A 17,198-nucleotide genomic window follows, 5' to 3' on the forward strand; every position below is an offset into this window, starting at 1 on the left:
GACGTCGGCATCCTGTGGCGGTGCTCCGTTCAGAAGAGTTGCTTTGGGCTCCCCCTCGGCCGGCGCCGTCAGGTTCGTCGCATGAGACCAGATGCTCGAAAAGCCGCGCGGGTTCCGTTCGGGAGACACTCGCGTGCGGTGTCCCGTCCGCCGGCGTGGCTTTTTTGGGGCCGGTGTCACGTCTACGCTCACTGAGCAGGGCAGCCCCGCCCGGTCCGGTCCCAGAGTCAGAGGTCAGAATCTGTCTCGGCTGCCGGAGTACTGGACTGGCTTGCGGCACTCCGGCGCGTCGTCGGGTGCCGGCTCCTTGTCGAGCGCGTAGCAGAGATCGGCATGGAGTTTCTCCGCCTCAGCCGCGGTCAGTAGCAGTGGAGCAAGGGCGACGTGCTTCCGATGGCGGACGATCTGAAAGGTCAGCGCCAGCTGGCCGTCTTGCTCGCGACGCAGGGATCGGCTCGGTACAGGTGCGATCCGCCAGTCCTGTTCCCCGTCCTCGGTATGGCTCATCCGGATGTGCCTTCGGACTGCGCCTGGCCGTCGCTGTGTTCGTCATTGTCAACGACTGCCGGAAGTCGCCCGCCCCTGCTTTCGGCCACCCGCAGAGTGTCACGCAGCGCTTCACACAATCGGTTGCTCAGGAAACGGAGCTCCCCGGCTTCGGCGTTCGAGGCGTTCAGCATCTCCGTAGCGTGACCGAGCAGGATCTCACCCGCGCGCAGCTGAATCTCCTCGATCTCGTCAGCCAACAGAGCCAGAGGACCACCGCAGTCCTCGTCGGTCACCAGATAGATGCGTTGCCCGGCCTGGCACAGCCATGGCAACAAGCGAGGAGGAGTACTCACCTCGCCACCCCCGTCCAGAGCGCACCGCAGTCCAGCCCGAGGGGGGAGCCGCACTGATGCCGTTGCTCCATCTGATGCTCGTGCGCGATCACGTACGGCCTGACGAGACGGACTTCCTCGCCGCGAGCTGGCGGCCAGAGGCACGAGTCAGGGATGCGCGGCACGCTCAGCGTCGGCTCATCCAAGCAGCCCACGGCCGTACGAACCCCACCCCCTCGATGTCGGCCCGGAGCAGGAAACAGCAGCCTCAGCAGCCACTCGAAATTTCTGCCGACAGGGTTCCGCATGTCGACCCGCTTTCTTCAGTAGGCCACGCCCCTGGGTGCCGGCATGCACCACCGGGGTCTGTTGTGTCTTGACAGTCAACGACCGGATTTGGCCAAGCGGCAGAGTTCATAAGGGGGTTCGTACGCACACGGGAAACAGGAGGAGCGGGCATGGGGGTTCACGGTGAACCCCCATGACGGAGGTTCACGGTGAACCCTCATGACGGAAACTGCTGTGACAGGATGAACACGTGACGTGACATCGGGGGCAGAATGTGAACAGGGACCCGAACCATCAGTTGGCCTCCGTCATGAGGGAGGCCGGAGCCTCGAACAAAGGGTTGGCCAAACGCGTTCGCGAGGTCGCGCAGCGACACGGTGAGCACGTGGGAACCACGCACGTCGCCGTTCAGCGATGGCTGGACGGCGGAGGGATTCAGCGGCAGACCGCTGTGTTCGTCGCAGAGGCGTTGAGCGACAAGCTGCGGCGAAGGATCGCGCCGAAGGACATCGGTTTCCCTGGCATAACTTCCATCCCGACCCCGGCAGTAGGAATGCCCTACGCCGGTTCCTTGACCGAGACGCTGAGCATTCTCGACGGCCTCACGCACCAGCGCCCGGAGGACGGGCCGGCGGATGAGCCGCTCCCCGACAGTGACGTGAACTCGGCCGCTCTTGCCTGGCTTGTCTCTCGCCCGGACGGCTTACCCACAGACACTCCCGCCGCTCGCCGAGTCGGCATGCGGGATGTTGCCGCGATCCGGACCGCCGCCGGGTTCTTCATGCAATTGGACTTCCAATTTGGTGGCGGGCACGCTCACAAGGCGTTCAGGCACTACTTCCGCGAAGATGTGCTGCCCCTGCTCGGAGCCAGCTACAGCGCCAAAGTAGGGGAGTCTCTTTTCCGTGCCGCCTCGGAAATGTCGCAGCTCCTTGCCTGGAGTGCGTACGACAGCGGCAACCATGCTCATTCCGGCCGTTACATGCTGTCGACGCTGCGTCTCACCCAAGTGGCGGGCGACCGCATGATGGGGGCGCGCATCCTCACCAACATGAGCCATCAAGCCAACTATCTGGGGCAGGCGCCCCGGGCTTTGACGCTTGCCCGCGCGTCCGTCGAGGGAGGCAGAAGCAGCTCCACACCCCGCGCCATGGCGCTGTTCTCCGCGCACGAGGCACGCGCGTTCTCGACCGCGCGGGACCGAAAGGGCGCTGCTCGCGCGATGAATGAAGCAGAACGGTTCTTCGAGCGGGCTGACAGCTCCGACGATCCTGAATGGCTCATCTACATGGACGAGGCCGAGTTGTTCGGCGAGTTCTGCCACTGCTTCCGCGATCTGGGGGAGGGCCCCGAAGCCGTCCGTTTCGCCGAACTGGCCGTTGCGCTCACCGATCCCAAGTACGTTCGTACGCTCGGATTCTGTCGAATGGTGCTCGCCCAGAGCCAGTTGCTCAATGGAGAACTCGAAGAGGCCGTGGCGACCGCGCGTCTCGCCGTCGAAGCGGGAGACGCTCTGCAGTCCGCGCGGTTCCAGCGGTACGTGGCCGACTTCCAGCGCGAGATTTCCGCCCATGCGGCGAACTCTGTCGTTCAGCAGTTCAACGGGCAGGTGCGGGACGCGATGAACCGGCTGGACGACGAATAGCCGAGATCAGCCCGGCTTCCAGTCGCGCGGGGCGTCCTTGTTCCGGAGAGAGGAGATACGTCGGGCATACTCCGCTGCCGTATCGGCGCTTTCGGACACGTTCTGCATGAGCCACGTCGTCATGTTGAATTCCTGCACGGCCCGCACGGTGGGGAAGCCGGGCCAGGTACGGAGATCCCTGCCGTACGCGCCGACGAAGGCGCTGTACTCATCCTTGGTCTGCCACCCCAGGCTGTGATGTTCCGTGGCTGTGACCATCAGATCCCACTCGGGAAAGTCGAAGCTGAACCGCTCCAGGTCGATCAGAACCACCTGGCCGTTCCGGTCCACCATGAGGTTCTGTACGTGTGCGTCGCCATGCACGGGCCCCTTCTCGGATCCGAACCGAAGGCCTCTGATCCGGTCCCGAAGCTCGTGTGCCCGCTTTCGCAGGAACGCGCGGTCATCCTCCGGTATGTCGACCGCGGCCTTGATCCGTCGTTCCGTCCGGTCCAGTACCGGATACGGGGGCAGGGACAGCGTGTCCGGCAGACGGAGCGAGTGCAGATCACGGAGGACGGCGCCCAACTCCCCGTACGTCGCCTTCCTGTTGCCTTCCTGGATCAGGTGCCAGAACGTCACCGGATGGCCGTCCACGACGAGGGGCTGTTCCAGATCATCGACCACACGGGTCACGGGGAAGCCCTCACGCGACAGCCAGCGCGACACCTCCACCTCGCCCCGCGCCGATTCCAGATACTCCGTCGAGCGCGCGATGCGCGCCACCACGGGGTGTGCCGCCAGCCTGAACAACGCGTTCTCGCCCAGGCGGATCAGGGACGCCCGATCTCCGTCGAGTCCCGCCTGCCGGCACGCCGCGCCCAAAACCCTTGTGGCACCGGCTGCCGTGAATCCCTCTCCCGCGCGACGTGCGGCACCAGACGGCATGCCCGTACCCACTCCTTCGATTACCGCCAACCGGTAGCGTCGGCCGCAGAACAGACAGCGGTCGGCAACCGGCATCAAGGCGACGGTACCCACGAGCGGTGAGGACAGACGGGGCCGGGGCGGGGCGATCGCGACTCGCGGAGGCAGCGCTCACTCTGACGTCAGCCGATACCCGGTGATGTGGCCGCCGGGACCGGTGTGCGCGCGCTCAACGGCCGGTTTCTCCCGGGGGATCCCCCACTGGGCGGCGGGCCGGGCGTGTACCGCGTCTGGTGTACGGCGAGGGCACCTCGTACTACCCGAGGATGTCCCGCCGTTCAGACCGCAGACAGCGATCCCTGGTCCCGGGCCCGTTTAGGGTTCAATCATGGAGACCCGAACCCCCCGCAGGGCCTGGCTGCGCGCACGGTGGCCGGCCGTTCTGGCCGCCGCCGCTGTGCTTGTCGGTGCCGGAACCTGGACCGCCGTCGCCTCGGACGGTGCGCCCGCCGTGCACCGTGAGGACCAGGTCCTGGAGATGCCGGGCGCCAAGATCGACACGTCGTACTTCACCTCGGGCAGCGGGCGCAGGCCCGCCGTGCTGATCGGGCACGGCTTCGGCGGCAGCAAGAACGATGTGCGGGCCCAGGCCGAGAAGCTCGCGCGCGACGGATACGCCGTGCTGACCTGGTCGGCGCGCGGTTTCGGGAAGTCCACCGGTGAGATCGGGCTCAACGACCCCGACCACGAGGTCAAGGACGTCTCCCGGATGATCGACTGGCTTGCCCGGCAGCCGGAGGTGCGGCTCGACGGGAAGGGCGACCCCCGGGTGGGGATGACCGGCTCCTCGTACGGCGGGGCCGTCTCGCTGCTCGCCGCCGGTTACGACAAGCGGGTCGACGCCATAGCTCCGCAGATCACCTACTGGAACCTCGCCGACGCGCTCTTCCCCAACGGTGTCTTCAAGAAGCTGTGGGCCGGGATCTTCTTCTCCACCGGCGGCGGTTGCGAGACCTTCGAGAAGCAGCTGTGCGACATGTACGAGCGGGTCGCCGTCTCCGGGAAGCCGGACGACGCCGCCCGTGAACTCCTGGAGGAGCGCAGCCCGTCCGCCAGGGCCGGCCAGATCGATGTGCCCGCGCTGATCGTCCAGGGGCAGACCGACTCCCTCTTCCCGCTCGGCCACGCCGACGCCATGGCCAAGGCCATCCGTGACAACGGCGCACCCGTGGACGTCGACTGGATGGCGGGCGGACACGACGGCGGGGACCGGGAGGTCGCGCGGGTCGAGGGCCGGATCTCCTCCTGGTTCGGCCGCTATCTGAAGGACGACAAGGGCACGGACACCGGGCCCGCGTTCCGGGTCAGCCGGACCGGGGGCGTCGACTCCACCGACGGCCAGACCCTGCTGCGGGGGGCGAGCAGCGACCGCTATCCGGGCCTGGAGAGCGGCACCACATCGATCCCGCTCACCGGCGGCACACAGACCTTCAAGAACCCGGCGGGCGCGAGCCCGCCCGCCATCTCCGCCGTACCGGGCCTGGGCGGCGCCGGACTCTCCCAGCTGTCGACGCTCGGCGTCGGGCTCTCCCTCGACTTCCCCGGGCAGTACGCGCGCTTCGACTCCAAGCCGCTCGACCGGTCGATCCGCATCACCGGCTCACCGACCGTCCGGGCCACGGTCAGCTCCAACAGCGGTGACGCGGTGCTCTTCGCCAAGGTGTACGACGTCGGCCCCGACGGCCGCCGGCAGGTGCTGCCCTCACAACTCGTCACGCCCGTACGGGTCGAGGACGCGCGCGAGGGCAAGACGGTGGAACTCACCCTGCCCGCCGTGGACCACCAGGTCGTCCCCGGCCACCGGCTCCGGGTCGTCGTCGCCGCCACCGACCTCGCCTACGCCTCACCGGTCACCCCGGCCACCTACCAGGTGTCCGTGGACGGCGCGCTGACCGTCCCCACCGTGCCCGCCCTCACCGCCGGCTCCACCGGACTGCCCTGGTGGACCTGGGGACTTCCGGCCGCCGGCGTACTGATCGCGGCCGTGCTGCTGCTCACCGCCCGGTGCCGCACCACCGCTCCGGCGCCCGATCCCGCGCTCGCCGATGTGCCCCTCCAGATCACCGGCCTGGCGAAGCGGTACGCCAAGTCCTCCGACCGCTATGCCGTCCGCGACCTCTCCTTCCGCGTCGAGAAGGGTCAGGTGCTCGGCCTTCTCGGCCCGAACGGCGCCGGCAAGACCACCACCCTGCGCATGCTGATGGGGCTGATCAGTCCCGACGCCGGTGAGATCCGGGTCTTCGGGCATGCCATCCGGCCGGGCGCTCCGGTGCTCTCCCGGGTCGGCTCGTTCGTCGAGGGCGCGGGCTTCCTGCCGCACCTGTCCGGACGCGCCAACCTGGAGCTGTACTGGCAGGCCACCGGCCGCCCCGCCGAGGACTCCCATATCGAGGAGGCCCTGGAGATCGCCGGTCTCGGCGACGCGCTCGCCCGCGCCGTACGCACCTACTCTCAGGGCATGCGGCAGCGGCTCGCCATCGCACAGGCCATGCTCGGCATGCCGGACCTGCTGATTCTGGACGAACCGACCAACGGTCTCGACCCGCCCCAGATCCGCGAGATGCGGGACGTGATGATCAGGTACGCGGCCGGCGGCAGGACGGTCATCGTCTCCAGTCACCTCCTCTCCGAGGTGGAGCAGTCCTGTACTCATCTGGTGGTCATGGACCGTGGGCAGCTCGTCCAGGCGGGCCCCGTCGCGGAGATCACCGGCTCCGGTGACACCCTGCTCGTCACCACCACGGAACAGGTGCCGGAACCCGTGGTCGACAAGATCTCCGCGCTGGCGGGGATCGGCTCCGCCGTCCGCACGGACGACGGCCTGCTCGTCCAGCTGGACGGCGCGAGCACCAGCACCCTGATCACCGAACTGGTCCGGCTGGACGTCCCCATGACGGGCGTCGGACCGCACCGCCGCCTGGAGGACGCGTTCCTCACCCTGATCTCAGGAGGCTCCGCATGAGCGCGCTGATCGAATCGGCCCCCGGCTACCGCGCGCGCCGTACGCTGCCGCTGCGGGTCGAGGCGCTGCGGCAGCTGAAGCGCAGGCGGACACTGGCCATGGGCGCCATGCTGGCCGTCCTTCCTTTCGTGCTGATCGTGGCCTTCGCCATCGGCGGTACACCGGGCGGTGATCGCGAAGGCCGGGTGACGCTGATGGACACCGCGACCGCCTCCGGTGCCAACTTCGCCGCTACCTGCCTCTTCGTCTCGGCGGGCTTCCTGCTGGTGGTGCCCGTCGCGCTGTTCCACGGCGACACGGTGGCCTCCGAGGCCAGCTGGTCGTCGCTGCGCTATCTCCTGGCCGCGCCCGTGCCGAGGGCCCGGCTGCTCTGGAGCAAGCTGGCGGTGGCCCTCGGTATGAGCGCCGCGGCGATGCTGCTGCTCCCCCTGGTCGCGCTGGCCGCGGGCACGGCGGCGTACGGCTGGGCGCCCCTCGAACTGCCCACGGGCGGTTCCCTGGCCACCTCCGAAGCCGTACCCCGGCTCGCGCTGGTCGTCGCGTTCATCTTTGTCTCCCAACTGGTCACCGCCGCCCTCGCTTTCTGGCTGTCGACCAAGACCGACGCGCCGCTGGGCGCGGTGGGCGGCGCGGTCGGGCTGACGATCATCGGCAATGTGCTGGACGCCGTGACGGCGCTCGGTTCATGGCGGGACTTCCTGCCCGCGCACTGGCAGTTCGCCTGGGCGGACGCGCTTCAGCCACAGCTGGAGTGGAGCGGCATGGCAAAGGGCGCGGCGATCTCGGTGACGTATGCCGTGGTGCTGTTCGCGCTGGCCTTCCGGGGCTTCTCCCGTAAGGACATCGTGTCGTAACGCCCGGCCCGGGGCGTGTCCGCCAAGCAGCGCGGCGCGCACCACCAGGACCTACACCCAGCCTCGACGAGCCGCTTCCGCACCCGCCCGGAAGCGGCTCGTCGTGCCGAGGGCTGTGAGCAGGTCGCCCACCCGGCGGCTGTAGGTCCGGCTGGACATGCCCAGTCGGGTGGCCGCCGTCTCGTCGGTGAGCCCGGCCAGCAGGGCCTCCAGGACCGGCCGCAGATGCCCCGGCAGGACTCCCGGTGTGGGGAGCGTGGCCGTGGGCAGGTCCTCGCCCGTCTCCCACCACATCTGGTGCGTACGGACCAGGGCCTGGACCACCACGGGGTCACGGATCAGCAGCAGCCCGTGGTAGTGCAGCTGAAGATCGAGGGGGACCGCGGCGACCGCGCGGTCCACCAGGATCAACTTGAACGGGATGGAGTCCGTCTGTCTCGCCCGGCCGGGGAGCTGCGGGGGTAAGGGATACGGAAGCCCGGCCAGCCCGTGCCGGGGCACGATCCGGCGGACGGTGATCGTGGGCGGACGCGCCCGCCTGCCGGTGCCGGCGACCGTACCGGCGAGGGCACCCGGGCCGACATCGTCCCAGGACCGCTCACCCGCGGCCCGCACACAGGCGCCCGCGAATTCCAGGAACTGCTCCGGAATGCACTGGCCCAGACAGCTCCCCGGGTCGTCGAAGATGAGCAGCTCACGGCGGGCGGAGCGGACCAACGCGGTGAGCGTGGCCGTCACTTGCCGCACACCTCGGATCGGCCGACCTGGCGGATGGTACGTGTCCAACACGTCCTCCCCTGCCACCCCCACAGACAGCGTCGACCTGTTGAGCACAGAACCTGGAACATCCCCCACGGCTGACCACCCCCGCCATCCCCTCGGAGTCGTACGCCACTCCATGTACGCACATGATTGCGTACCGTGACAAGTGCCAGTTCAGAGAGTGGCGACTCCATGCCAGTGATCGGCAATCCAGTCTTCAGGTGCGAGAGGATGGGAAGGTGATGGTCGCTCGCGACGTCACCGGCAGCCCCTGGTCGCCGCAGCGGTACCGCCCCCGGCCATAGCCCCGGCCGTGGGGGGCGGTCCGTGCGGCGGACCAGGAAGCCGCCCGTCGCGTCAGCGTCCTGACGGTTTCCGCCCGACCGGCAGACCCCTGTACTGCCGGTCGGGACCGTCGTCCCTCCATGCTGACGCGTGGCTCGGGTGGCGCAACTCCATTTCCCGTACGGCCTGTTGAGCGGCGACTCGCCGAGCGGGCCGGGCGGGCCACTCGCCGGGCGGGTGGATCGCGGGCCACCGGGATCGTGAGGCGGGTGGGGATCGTGAGGTGGGTGGGGGGATTGCGAGGCGGGTGGGGATTGTGAGGTGAGTGGGGGATCGTGGGTCAGATGCGGGGGAGTACCGCCCAGACGGTGCGCCCGACGCCGCCCGCGCGCGCCGTCACGCCCCACGCCTCGGACAGGGTGTCGACCAGAAGCAGCCCTCGCCCGCCCTCCGCGCGGGAGTCGGGGCACCGGGGGCTGAGCGCCCCGTCCTGCGCCCCCTGGTCGTGCACATCGAGCCGTACGTGTGCGGACGTGACCCGTACCTCGCAGCTGATCTGCGCACTGGCCGTGTGCAGCACGGCGTTGGTGAACAGCTCGGACATCAGCAGGACGGCCATGTCGCACAGGTCGTCGGACACGCTCCGGCGCTGAAGCTCGGCGCCGACCCGGTGTCTCGCCTTGGCCACGGAGTCCTGACGGCTGGGAAGCGTGAACACGCCGTCCCACGCGTGCCCGTGCACGCGCACCCCATGCCCGTATGAATCCTGACCGTGCGCACGGAGCCGGAGCCCGGAGGTGTTTCCCTCCGGCTGCCTGCGGACGGAAGCGCACCAGGCTCCCCAGGGGTGATGGGCCCGCGCCTCTGGGGCAGCGCCCCGGACAGGTCCTAACTCCCCAGCGGCCGACTGGCGTTGCTTGTGTGCACGGTGATCCGTGATATGAGCCACGTCTTCACTATGCGGGCTGACGCACTCAGCTCGCAACCAACCGTTCTGATAATTTCAGAATGCTCACCATCTCTCTGGATGGAGCCCCAACTACCTGTCAGACTTTGTGACATGAGTCGGCGTCAGGAGGCGGCACGTGAGTGAGGTCCGTACGGGAACTGCACCCACAGTCCTGCGAATCGTCCTGGGCAAGCGCCTCGGCGCGCTGCGTGAAAGCGCCGGGGTGACCCGCGAAACGGCGGCCCAGGTTCTGGATGTGACCCCGCTGACCGTTCGGCGGATGGAGAATTCGGAAGTCAGCCTCAAGCTCCCGTACGTCCGGCTTCTCCTCCAGGCGTACGGAGTGGCCGAGACCGAGGCCGAGGAGTTCATCGAGCTGGTCAAGGCCGCCAACCGGCCCGGCTGGTGGCACCGTTACCGCGACGCGTTGCCCAGCTGGTTCAGCGCCTATGTCAGCCTTGAGGACGAAGCCAGTCTGATCAGGACGTACGAACCGCACTACGTTCCCGGTCTTCTGCAGACCGAGGACTACGCGCGCGCGGTGCTGCGGGTGGGTGCCCACCGCAACGCCGAGGAGCTGGAGCGGCGTGTCGCGCTGCGGATCAAGCGCCAGCAGCTGCTCGACAAACCGGACGGGCCGATTCTGTGGATCCTTATGGAGGAAGCGGTTCTGCTCAGACCTGTGGGCGGCGCGGAGGTCATGCGGAAGCAGGTCGACCGGTTACTCGAAGCCACTGATCTGTCGAATGTGACCTTGCAGATCATGCCGTTCTCGGTCGGTCCGCATCTCGGGGCGTTCGGACCCTTCCATCTCTTCCGGTTCGACATCCCCGAACTGCCGGACGTGGTCTACACCGAGAACCTGACCGGTGCGGTCTATATGGAACAGCGCCCCGACATCGCCGCCTACCTCGAAGTCCTGGACAACATGTCCGCCCGTGCGGCCCCTGTTGACGCAACCAGAGCTTTTCTTCAAGGGATACGCAAGGAGCTCTGATGCCGGACATTTGCAACGGCATGTCCGCCGACGAGCTGGGTGCCGATGGCTGGGAGAAGCCGTGGAGCGGTCCCAACGGGGGCAGTTGCGTCGAGACCAAGAAGGTGGACGGCGGGTACATCGCGCTCCGCCAGTCCACGGACCCGTCGGGGCCGAGCCTCATCTGCACGACAACCGCCATGGCCGAGTTCATCGAGGGCGCGAAGGGCGGTCTCGCCGACTTTCTGCTGTAGCGGCCGGGCGCCCCACCCGCCCGGCCTGCCCGCCCCCTCCGGCCTTCCCCGCCCTTTCCATCTCCGCTCTCGCCATCCCTGCCCCTATCCACTCCCCCCGCGACCTCAGAAACGGACGGACCAGCATGACGGACCTCGGCCACCCGGCGGTCGACGAGATCGACTCCACCAAGCCCCACCCCGCCCGCATGTACGACTACTACCTTGAGGGCAAGGACTACTACGAGGTCGACAAGGCGGCCGCCGCCAAGGTCGAGTCGGTGTTGCCGACCATCAAGATCACCGCGCGGACCAACCGGCTGTTCATGCACCGGGCCACGCGCTGGCTCGCCAAGGAGGCGGGTATACGCCAGTTCCTGGACATCGGTACGGGCATCCCCACCCGCCCCAATCTCCATCAGGTGGCCCAGGAGGCGGCCCCGGACTCCCGGGTCGTCTATGTCGACAACGACCCGATCGTCCTGCGCCACGCCGAGGCCCTGATGCGCAGCACGCCCGAGGGGCGCACCGCGTACATCCAGGCGGACGTCCGGGACCCGAAGGGCATCATCGGGTCGGAGCGGCTGCACCATACGATCGATGTGAACCGCCCGGTGGCCCTGTCCCTCAACGCGCTGCTGCACTTCGTTCCGGACGAGGACCGGCCGTACGAGATTGTGGCGTACCTCCTCGACGCCCTGCCCTCCGGCAGTTACCTGGTTCTCTCCCACTGCACTCCGGACTTCGCCCCGGACGTCTGGGAGAAGGCCGTGGACATCTACCACCGAGGTGGCATACCCGCTCAGGTACGGGCCCGGGACGAGGTCGTCCGCTTCTTCGACGGCCTGGACCTGGTCGACCCGGGCGTCGTGGTGTCCCACAAGTGGCGTCCCGACGGCGAACCGCAGGACGGCCTCACCGACGCGGCGGTGTCCATCTACGCGGGGGTGGCCCGCAAGCCCTGACGGGCCGGGGAGTCCGGGGCGCCCGGAGCGTACGACGCGGCCGAGGCGCCCGGGTCATGCGACCTGACCGGGGCGCCCGGGTCGTATGACCCGGCCGGGTCATACGAAGATCCCTCGCTCCAGCCGGTCCATCGTGCGCAACCCCCGCGCGGTGACGTCGTGTTCGCCGTGGGCCGGCCCGTAGGCGAGGCAGCTCACGGCGTCGAGCGCCGCCAGGCACGTCAGCGCCTGGCGCTCCGCGTCGGTCAGCGGCCGGCCGTACCCCTGGAAGAACGCGGCGCGCAGGTCGTCGCGGTCCTGCCACGGCCCGCAGGCCAGCCGTACGAAATCCTGGACGGCCGGGGCATACCGGGACCGTTCGAAGTCGATGACCGCGAGCCGGCCGGACCCTGCCAGCCGGCCGGGCCCTGCGAGCCGGCCCGACCACAGGGCGTTGCGCTCCTGGGCGTCGCCGTGGATATGGCCGGGCGTGAGCCGGTCGGTCAGCCTGAGCAGATGGTCGGCGGCGCGGCGGACGAGCGCGCGCCTGCCGTCGGTCAGCAGGTCACCGGCGCGCGCGAGGTGTACCCCGGCGTCGGCGGCTGTGCGCCCGATCGCCGCTTCGGCGTCGCGGCGGGCCCCGGCCGGCAGCTTCTCCGAGCCGTGCAGCCGCCGCAGCAGGGCGCCGAACTGGCGGTGTACGGAACGGTGTTCGGCGGGGATGAGGGCCAGCCGCGACACGGGCGTGCCGGGCACGGCGGTCAGCAGCAGCGCCAGCCGGTGGGCATCGCTGTCCACGAGCCTCGGTGCGTGTCCGTATCCCAGGGCCGGCACGGCGGACTGGTACCCGAAGGTCTCGCGTTCGTAGAACGTGGGCGCCGGTGACTGCTTCAGGAAGAAGCGCCGTCCACGGCTGTCGGTGACACCCCAGACGCGCGAACTCGCGCGCGGATGCGACGTGTCCTCCACGGCGGAGAGAGGTCCTACGACGCGCTCGGCCCATGCCCGCAGTGGCGACGGCAGGACCTTGGCGTGCAGGGGGAGGGGAGCGTGGCCCCGGCTCTGCTCGTGACTCATGCCCCCCACCTCGGTGACGGTCGTGATGACAGGGCCACGCGGCGGCGCGGGGCGTCAACCGGGCGGGTGCTCGACGGGCGGGGCGCACCGGCGTTCTCGAACGCGGGATGTCCGGGGGTGACGCCAAGGGGAGCGGGGACAGGTCGCATGATTCCTCCGGGGTTCGCTGCGGTCGGGACGGACGTCCGGACAACGCCCCTGATCAAGGGCTTGTAACGGGGGACGCCGGGGGAATCATAGAACAAACGTTCGAGGTGAACTCGAAGGCCGTGCCAGGTGCGGGTGGCCGACCGTAAGGGCGCGTTCGAATCACCCGTGAGGTGGGCGGCCACCCGACCGGGGGATCGCGCGGGGCGGTGAGGCGAGGGTACGGGACCGGGCCGGCGGTACGGTCCGGAATGCCGGAAGAGCTCCTCCGGGGGAGCGGCTGCGCGGGTGTCGGCTGCCTGCCGGCCGGCAGGAGAGCGTTGCCGGCGGGTATTGGGCGAGCGGCGAATGCGGGAGGGAATCGCCCTGTCTGCACAGAAGGGGCATATGGAGCGTCCGGGGTTCGTCCCCTCGGTCACCGTGGGCGGAGCCGCGGCTGCGGAAAATCAGGGCGCGATCCTGTCGGTGTGTGAGTAAGTCGATCACCGGTCAGGCGGCACAAGCTCAAACTGTCGTGTGCCGTGTGTGCTGACGACGTCGTCCGGTCTCACCGACGGCTCCGCCGCTCCCTTGAACGCGGTGGGTCACGCGGGTGCGGGGTCGGAAACACGCACCATCGGTCACACTTCATCGCTCACACACACCGCCTGCGGTGGTTGCCGGCGGGAACGCGGGACGGACGCCTCCTAGCGCCTTGATCGCGTCTTCGCAACTGTTTCTACGTACGCGTCCACGGACGTGTATCTTCCCAGGCAGCAACGTTGATCGCTACCTGTTGTCACCGTCTTTTCACACGTAAGGAGTGAAGTGAGCTCTACCTGTAAAGCCGTCATAGCCACTGCCGTCGAGTCGGTTCAAACGGGGTGTACCGTCTTGGCGAACGTGTTCCAGTGGATGTGGCGCGCGGGATGGAGCGGGGCAGCCGCGTAAGCGTCTGATCCGGTTCATCGGTAAAGGGGCCGGCTCTCTGAGCATGTGATCAGGAGCCGGTCACGCCGTGGCCCGCAGGAGGCGCCGCAGGCCCTCTGCCTCCGCCTCCGCTTCAAGGCTCTGGTAGAGCGCGATGGCCTCTCTCCCGTACTGCCGGGCCAGTTCGATTCGGTGCGAGAACAGGGTGGTTCGCGCGAGTCCCGCGAGCGCGTGTGCGCAACCCAGTGGGAATTCGATGCTCCGAGCCACGTCAAGCGCCTGCTCATAAACTCTCAGCGCGATGTCGAACCGTCCCGAATCGCGCTGAACATCGGCCACCCCGATCAGCGCGCGCTGACGCTCGTACGGATTGTCGATACCGCGGGCCACTTTCTCCGCCAGGTTGAAATGCAGCAGGGCCTTGTCTCTTCGCTGAGTCTCCGCGTATGCCGTGCCCATGTTGATCAGCACATTCGCTTCGCCGAGGGTGTCGCCGCCGGCCCGGTGGCTGTCGAGAGCCCGCTGGAAGCAGGCCAGTGCCAGTGCGGTCTGCCCGGTCGCCTGATTGAGCGCCCCCAGGTTGGTCTCCAAAATCGCCAGTTGTTGCCTTCCGCCGCGCCGCCGCATCAGCACCAGCGAGCGCTCGTAGCAGTCGCGGGCGTCCGCGTCACGTCCCTGAAGGGCATGCAACTCGCCCTCGTTGTTGAGGGCTTGAGCCACCCCGTACAGGTCGTTCATCTCCTCGTAGATGTCGTGCATGGCCCGCACCTTGCGGATCGCCTCGTTGTACTGGCCGGCTCGAGACAGCACCATGCCCTGGAGATTGAGACACTCGGCCTCGCCGTGCCGGTCGTGAACCACCCGGTACAGCCCGAGCGACTGGTCCACGAGCCGCAGGCCCGTGTCGTGCTGGCCCGCCGCCAGGTGGGCACGGCCCGATTGGAACAGGGCATCGGCGCAGCCGTGCGGGTCGTCGAGATCCCGGAAGAGGGACAGGGCCTCCGTCGCACAGCGCAGGGCCTCGTCGTGACCCTTCTGTGCCAGCACGTCCGCGCGCTCCATCAGGGTCCGTGCGAGAGCCGCTCGGTCGCCGTTCGCGCGCAGGGCGGGCACGGCGGCTCTGTAGAGCTCGGCCGCGATGTCCCATGTTCCCCATGTCTTGAGCGACTTGGCCAGTACGTGCGGGAACAGTGCGGCGTAGTCCGGTCGCTCGGCAGCCGCCGTACGCGCGACCGCCAGGATGTTGGCGCGTTCCACGGTGAGCCACACCGACGCCTCGTCCGGGTCGGCGAGTTCGATCGCGTGCGGAGAGATCCGTTCGGGGGGCAGAGGAAGCGCCCGACGGTTGGGATTCGCGAGGCGGTCGGCACGGTGGGCGGTAGTCAGGTGGTAGGCGAGGAGCCGGTCGACCGCCTCCTGACGGGTGGGTTCCGGCTCGGTCCGGATACAGATCTGGAGGCCGAAAGCGCGGGCGAGGTCGTGGAGGCGATAGCGGTCGCGTACGGGCTCTTCGAGCAGGTGGCAGTCCAGCAGTTCTTCCAGGCTTCTGCGGACCTGTACGGAGCCGGCCCAGGCTTTCGTGCCGGAATTCGTCCCCGTCTCCGGTCCGGCGAGTGCGGTTGCCGCCCGGAGGGTGATGTCAGGGCCCGGATGCAGCGCCACGCGGCGGAACAGTGTCTGCGCCGGAGTGCTCAGTTCGGCGTACGTGAGCCGGAAGGCCGAGGTGACGGCCGCGTCGAACTCGTCGAGTGGGTCCGCCGCCTGGGTCAGTCGGTCGAGTAGATGGCGCAGGTCCCAGGAGTCCCGGTGGCGGTAGTGGCTCGCCGTCATCTGCAGGGCGAGCGGATGGCAACCGCACGCGTCCACGACCTGGCCCAGGGCTTCGGAGTCGGGGGCCAGTCGAGCGGCGCCGGCGACCCGGGTGAACAGCGTGGCCGCCTCCGCCCCTGACAGGACGTCCACGAAGAGCGATGTGGCGCCTTCCAGCCCGGCCAGTCGGTTCCGGCTGGTCACGATCGCCCGGCAGGTGGGAGTACCCGGCAGCAGGGGACTGGCCTGTGCGGCGTCCTTGGCGTTGTCGAGTACCACGAGCGCACGGTGGCGGGCGGTCCACTCCCGCCATCTGGCGACACGTTCGTCGAGCGAGGCCGGCAGCTCTCCGGATGAACCCGTGGCCCGGAGAAGGACGGCGAGCGCCTCGGCCGGTTCATGGGGTGGGTGGCCACTGTAGGCGTGCAAATCGACGTAGAACGAGCCATCCGGGTAAGACGAGCTCAGCTGGTGTGCGGCGTGGATGGCCAGTGCGGTCTTCCCGACGCCGGGCATCCCGTGTATCACGGTCAGCGGAAGGGCCTTGGTCCCGTTGTTGTCGGACACCGGTTCCGAGAGCAGAATGCGCAGCTCGCCGGTACGCCCGGTGAAATCCCGAGTGTCCCGGGGGAGGTTGTTGCGAGAGCCCGGTGCAGCCGCCGACGCGACGGCGCCCGGGTGTGTCTCCATGAGCGTTCGGTCCTGGTCGAGAATGCGCCGATGCAGTTCCTGGAGTTCCGTCCGGGGCTCGATGCCCTGCTCCTCATGGAGGCGCCGGTGTGTGGTCCGGTACAGGGTGAGAGCCTCGTCGTGCCGCCCGGAGCGGTACAGAGCCAGCATCAGTGAGGCGACCACCTTCTGGGCGAGCGGATTCTGCGACGCCATTTCGCGCAGTTCGCCGATGAGATCCGCGTGCCGCCCCAACTCCAGCTCAAGGCGGATCCGTTCCTCCCGTACCCGGCGGTGATCCTCGATCAGCCGGGCGCGCGCCGACACGGTCCAGCTCCCGGTGAATTCGGCCAGCGGCTCACCTCGCCAGAGGCCTTCGGCGGTGTGCAGCAGGCTGATGGCCGCCTCCCGCTCCCCTCTTCCGGCAGCCGCGGTGCCAGCCTTCCGCAACCGCTGGAACCGCAGCAGATCGATGTCCTCCGGATCCGCGAGGAGCCGGTAGAGGCGTGGGGAGGGTCGGTCTATCCCGGCCAGGTCACCGACCGCGTGATGCAGCCGTCGCCGCAGCCTGGACAGGTAAGTCTGCATGGTGCCCACGGCTGTTGGCGGAGGGTCGCCGTCCCAGACACGGTCCATCAGCGTGTCCACGGTGACCGGCTCGCCCCGGGCGTGGACCAAAACGGCCAACACACAGAGCTCTTTCACCGAGCCGAGCGCGTGCCGCTGCTGCTCATGCCACAACTCAAGGGATCCCAGAGCAAGAAGTTCCACCATCGCCCCCGATAGGTGTGCTTCTTTCCTGCCGCCTCAGGCAGCGACTGAATATTTCTATGGCATTCGTCCCATTCTTTCCGCGGGGCCAGGAGTAGCAGAGAACGGCGCACAGGAGCGCGGCGGGCGCA

The 17,198-nt window shown here is 68.5% G+C and carries 13 protein-coding genes; 6 read left to right on the forward strand and 7 right to left on the reverse strand.

Annotation, left to right across the window (positions count from 1 at the left end; translation table 11 throughout):
- Positions 1-234: 234 nt before the first annotated feature.
- Together ACIQD6_RS24015 and ACIQD6_RS24020 are read right to left on the reverse strand one after the other, a co-directional pair.
- Positions 235-507 (reverse strand): hypothetical protein, encoded by a 273-nt coding sequence (locus ACIQD6_RS24015; RefSeq protein ID WP_401885505.1) that lies wholly within the window; start codon positions 505-507, stop codon positions 235-237.
- Positions 504-782, reverse strand: a complete 279-nt coding sequence (locus tag ACIQD6_RS24020) for a hypothetical protein (protein ID WP_401885507.1) — start codon at positions 780-782, stop codon at positions 504-506. Before ACIQD6_RS24020 ends, ACIQD6_RS24015 begins: the two co-directional genes overlap by 4 nt.
- A 712-nt stretch (positions 783-1,494) precedes the next feature.
- Here ACIQD6_RS24020 and ACIQD6_RS24025 point away from each other — a divergent pair.
- Positions 1,495-2,754, forward strand: coding sequence for a sporulation protein (locus tag ACIQD6_RS24025; protein ID WP_401885510.1), 1,260 nt, complete (start codon positions 1,495-1,497; stop codon positions 2,752-2,754).
- A 6-nt stretch (positions 2,755-2,760) separates the two neighbouring features.
- On the opposite strand, the gene ACIQD6_RS24030 is transcribed toward ACIQD6_RS24025, so the two are convergent.
- Positions 2,761-3,681 (reverse strand): phosphotransferase, encoded by a 921-nt coding sequence (locus ACIQD6_RS24030; protein WP_401885511.1) that lies wholly within the window; start codon positions 3,679-3,681, stop codon positions 2,761-2,763.
- Between the two features lie 367 nt (positions 3,682-4,048).
- Between ACIQD6_RS24030 and ACIQD6_RS24035 the strand changes: the two genes are divergently transcribed.
- Both ACIQD6_RS24035 and ACIQD6_RS24040 read left to right on the forward strand, forming a co-directional pair.
- Entirely contained in the window at positions 4,049-6,682 is a 2,634-nt protein-coding gene (locus ACIQD6_RS24035) for an alpha/beta fold hydrolase (protein WP_401885513.1), read from the forward strand.
- Positions 6,679-7,536 carry an ABC transporter permease gene (locus ACIQD6_RS24040; protein ID WP_401885515.1) on the forward strand — a complete coding sequence of 286 codons (858 nt, stop codon included), beginning with the start codon at positions 6,679-6,681 and terminating at the stop codon, positions 7,534-7,536. The genes ACIQD6_RS24035 and ACIQD6_RS24040 overlap by 4 nt, the downstream gene beginning before the upstream one ends.
- 51 nt (positions 7,537-7,587) lie before the next feature.
- Here ACIQD6_RS24040 and ACIQD6_RS24045 read toward each other — a convergent pair whose 3' ends face one another.
- Together ACIQD6_RS24045 and ACIQD6_RS24050 are read right to left on the reverse strand one after the other, a co-directional pair.
- A complete protein-coding gene (locus tag ACIQD6_RS24045; protein WP_401885517.1) occupies positions 7,588-8,274 on the reverse strand; it encodes a DNA-binding response regulator in 687 nt (228 codons plus the stop codon).
- Positions 8,275-8,923: 649 nt separating this feature from the next.
- The gene (locus tag ACIQD6_RS24050) at positions 8,924-9,325 is read right to left on the reverse strand and encodes an ATP-binding protein (protein WP_401885520.1); all 402 of its coding nucleotides are present in this window, start codon (positions 9,323-9,325) and stop codon (positions 8,924-8,926) included.
- A 343-nt stretch (positions 9,326-9,668) separates the two neighbouring features.
- Here ACIQD6_RS24050 and ACIQD6_RS24055 point away from each other — a divergent pair, with 343 nt between their 5' ends.
- The 3 genes from ACIQD6_RS24055 to ACIQD6_RS24065 all read left to right on the forward strand — a co-directional run bounded on the left by ACIQD6_RS24055 (position 9,669) and on the right by ACIQD6_RS24065 (position 11,706).
- The gene (locus ACIQD6_RS24055) at positions 9,669-10,529 is read left to right on the forward strand and encodes a helix-turn-helix domain-containing protein (RefSeq protein WP_401885521.1); all 861 of its coding nucleotides are present in this window, start codon (positions 9,669-9,671) and stop codon (positions 10,527-10,529) included.
- Entirely contained in the window at positions 10,529-10,762 is a 234-nt protein-coding gene (locus tag ACIQD6_RS24060) for a DUF397 domain-containing protein (RefSeq protein ID WP_401885523.1), read from the forward strand. The genes ACIQD6_RS24055 and ACIQD6_RS24060 overlap by 1 nt, the downstream gene beginning before the upstream one ends.
- Positions 10,763-10,887: 125 nt before the next feature.
- Entirely contained in the window at positions 10,888-11,706 is an 819-nt protein-coding gene (locus ACIQD6_RS24065; RefSeq protein WP_401885525.1) for an SAM-dependent methyltransferase, read from the forward strand.
- A gap of 99 nt (positions 11,707-11,805) precedes the next feature.
- Here ACIQD6_RS24065 and ACIQD6_RS24070 read toward each other — a convergent pair whose 3' ends face one another.
- Both ACIQD6_RS24070 and ACIQD6_RS24075 read right to left on the reverse strand, forming a co-directional pair.
- Entirely contained in the window at positions 11,806-12,762 is a 957-nt protein-coding gene (locus tag ACIQD6_RS24070; protein ID WP_401885527.1) for a phosphotransferase enzyme family protein, read from the reverse strand.
- 1,137 nt (positions 12,763-13,899) lie between these two features.
- On the reverse strand, positions 13,900-17,070 hold the full coding sequence (locus tag ACIQD6_RS24075; protein WP_401885529.1) for an AfsR/SARP family transcriptional regulator: 3,171 nt from the start codon (positions 17,068-17,070) through the stop codon (positions 13,900-13,902).
- Between the last annotated feature and the right edge of the window lie 128 nt (positions 17,071-17,198).

Source organism: Streptomyces sp. NPDC088400 (assembly GCF_044753355.1).
In the GTDB taxonomy this organism is placed as follows: Bacteria; Actinomycetota; Actinomycetes; order Streptomycetales; family Streptomycetaceae; genus Streptomyces.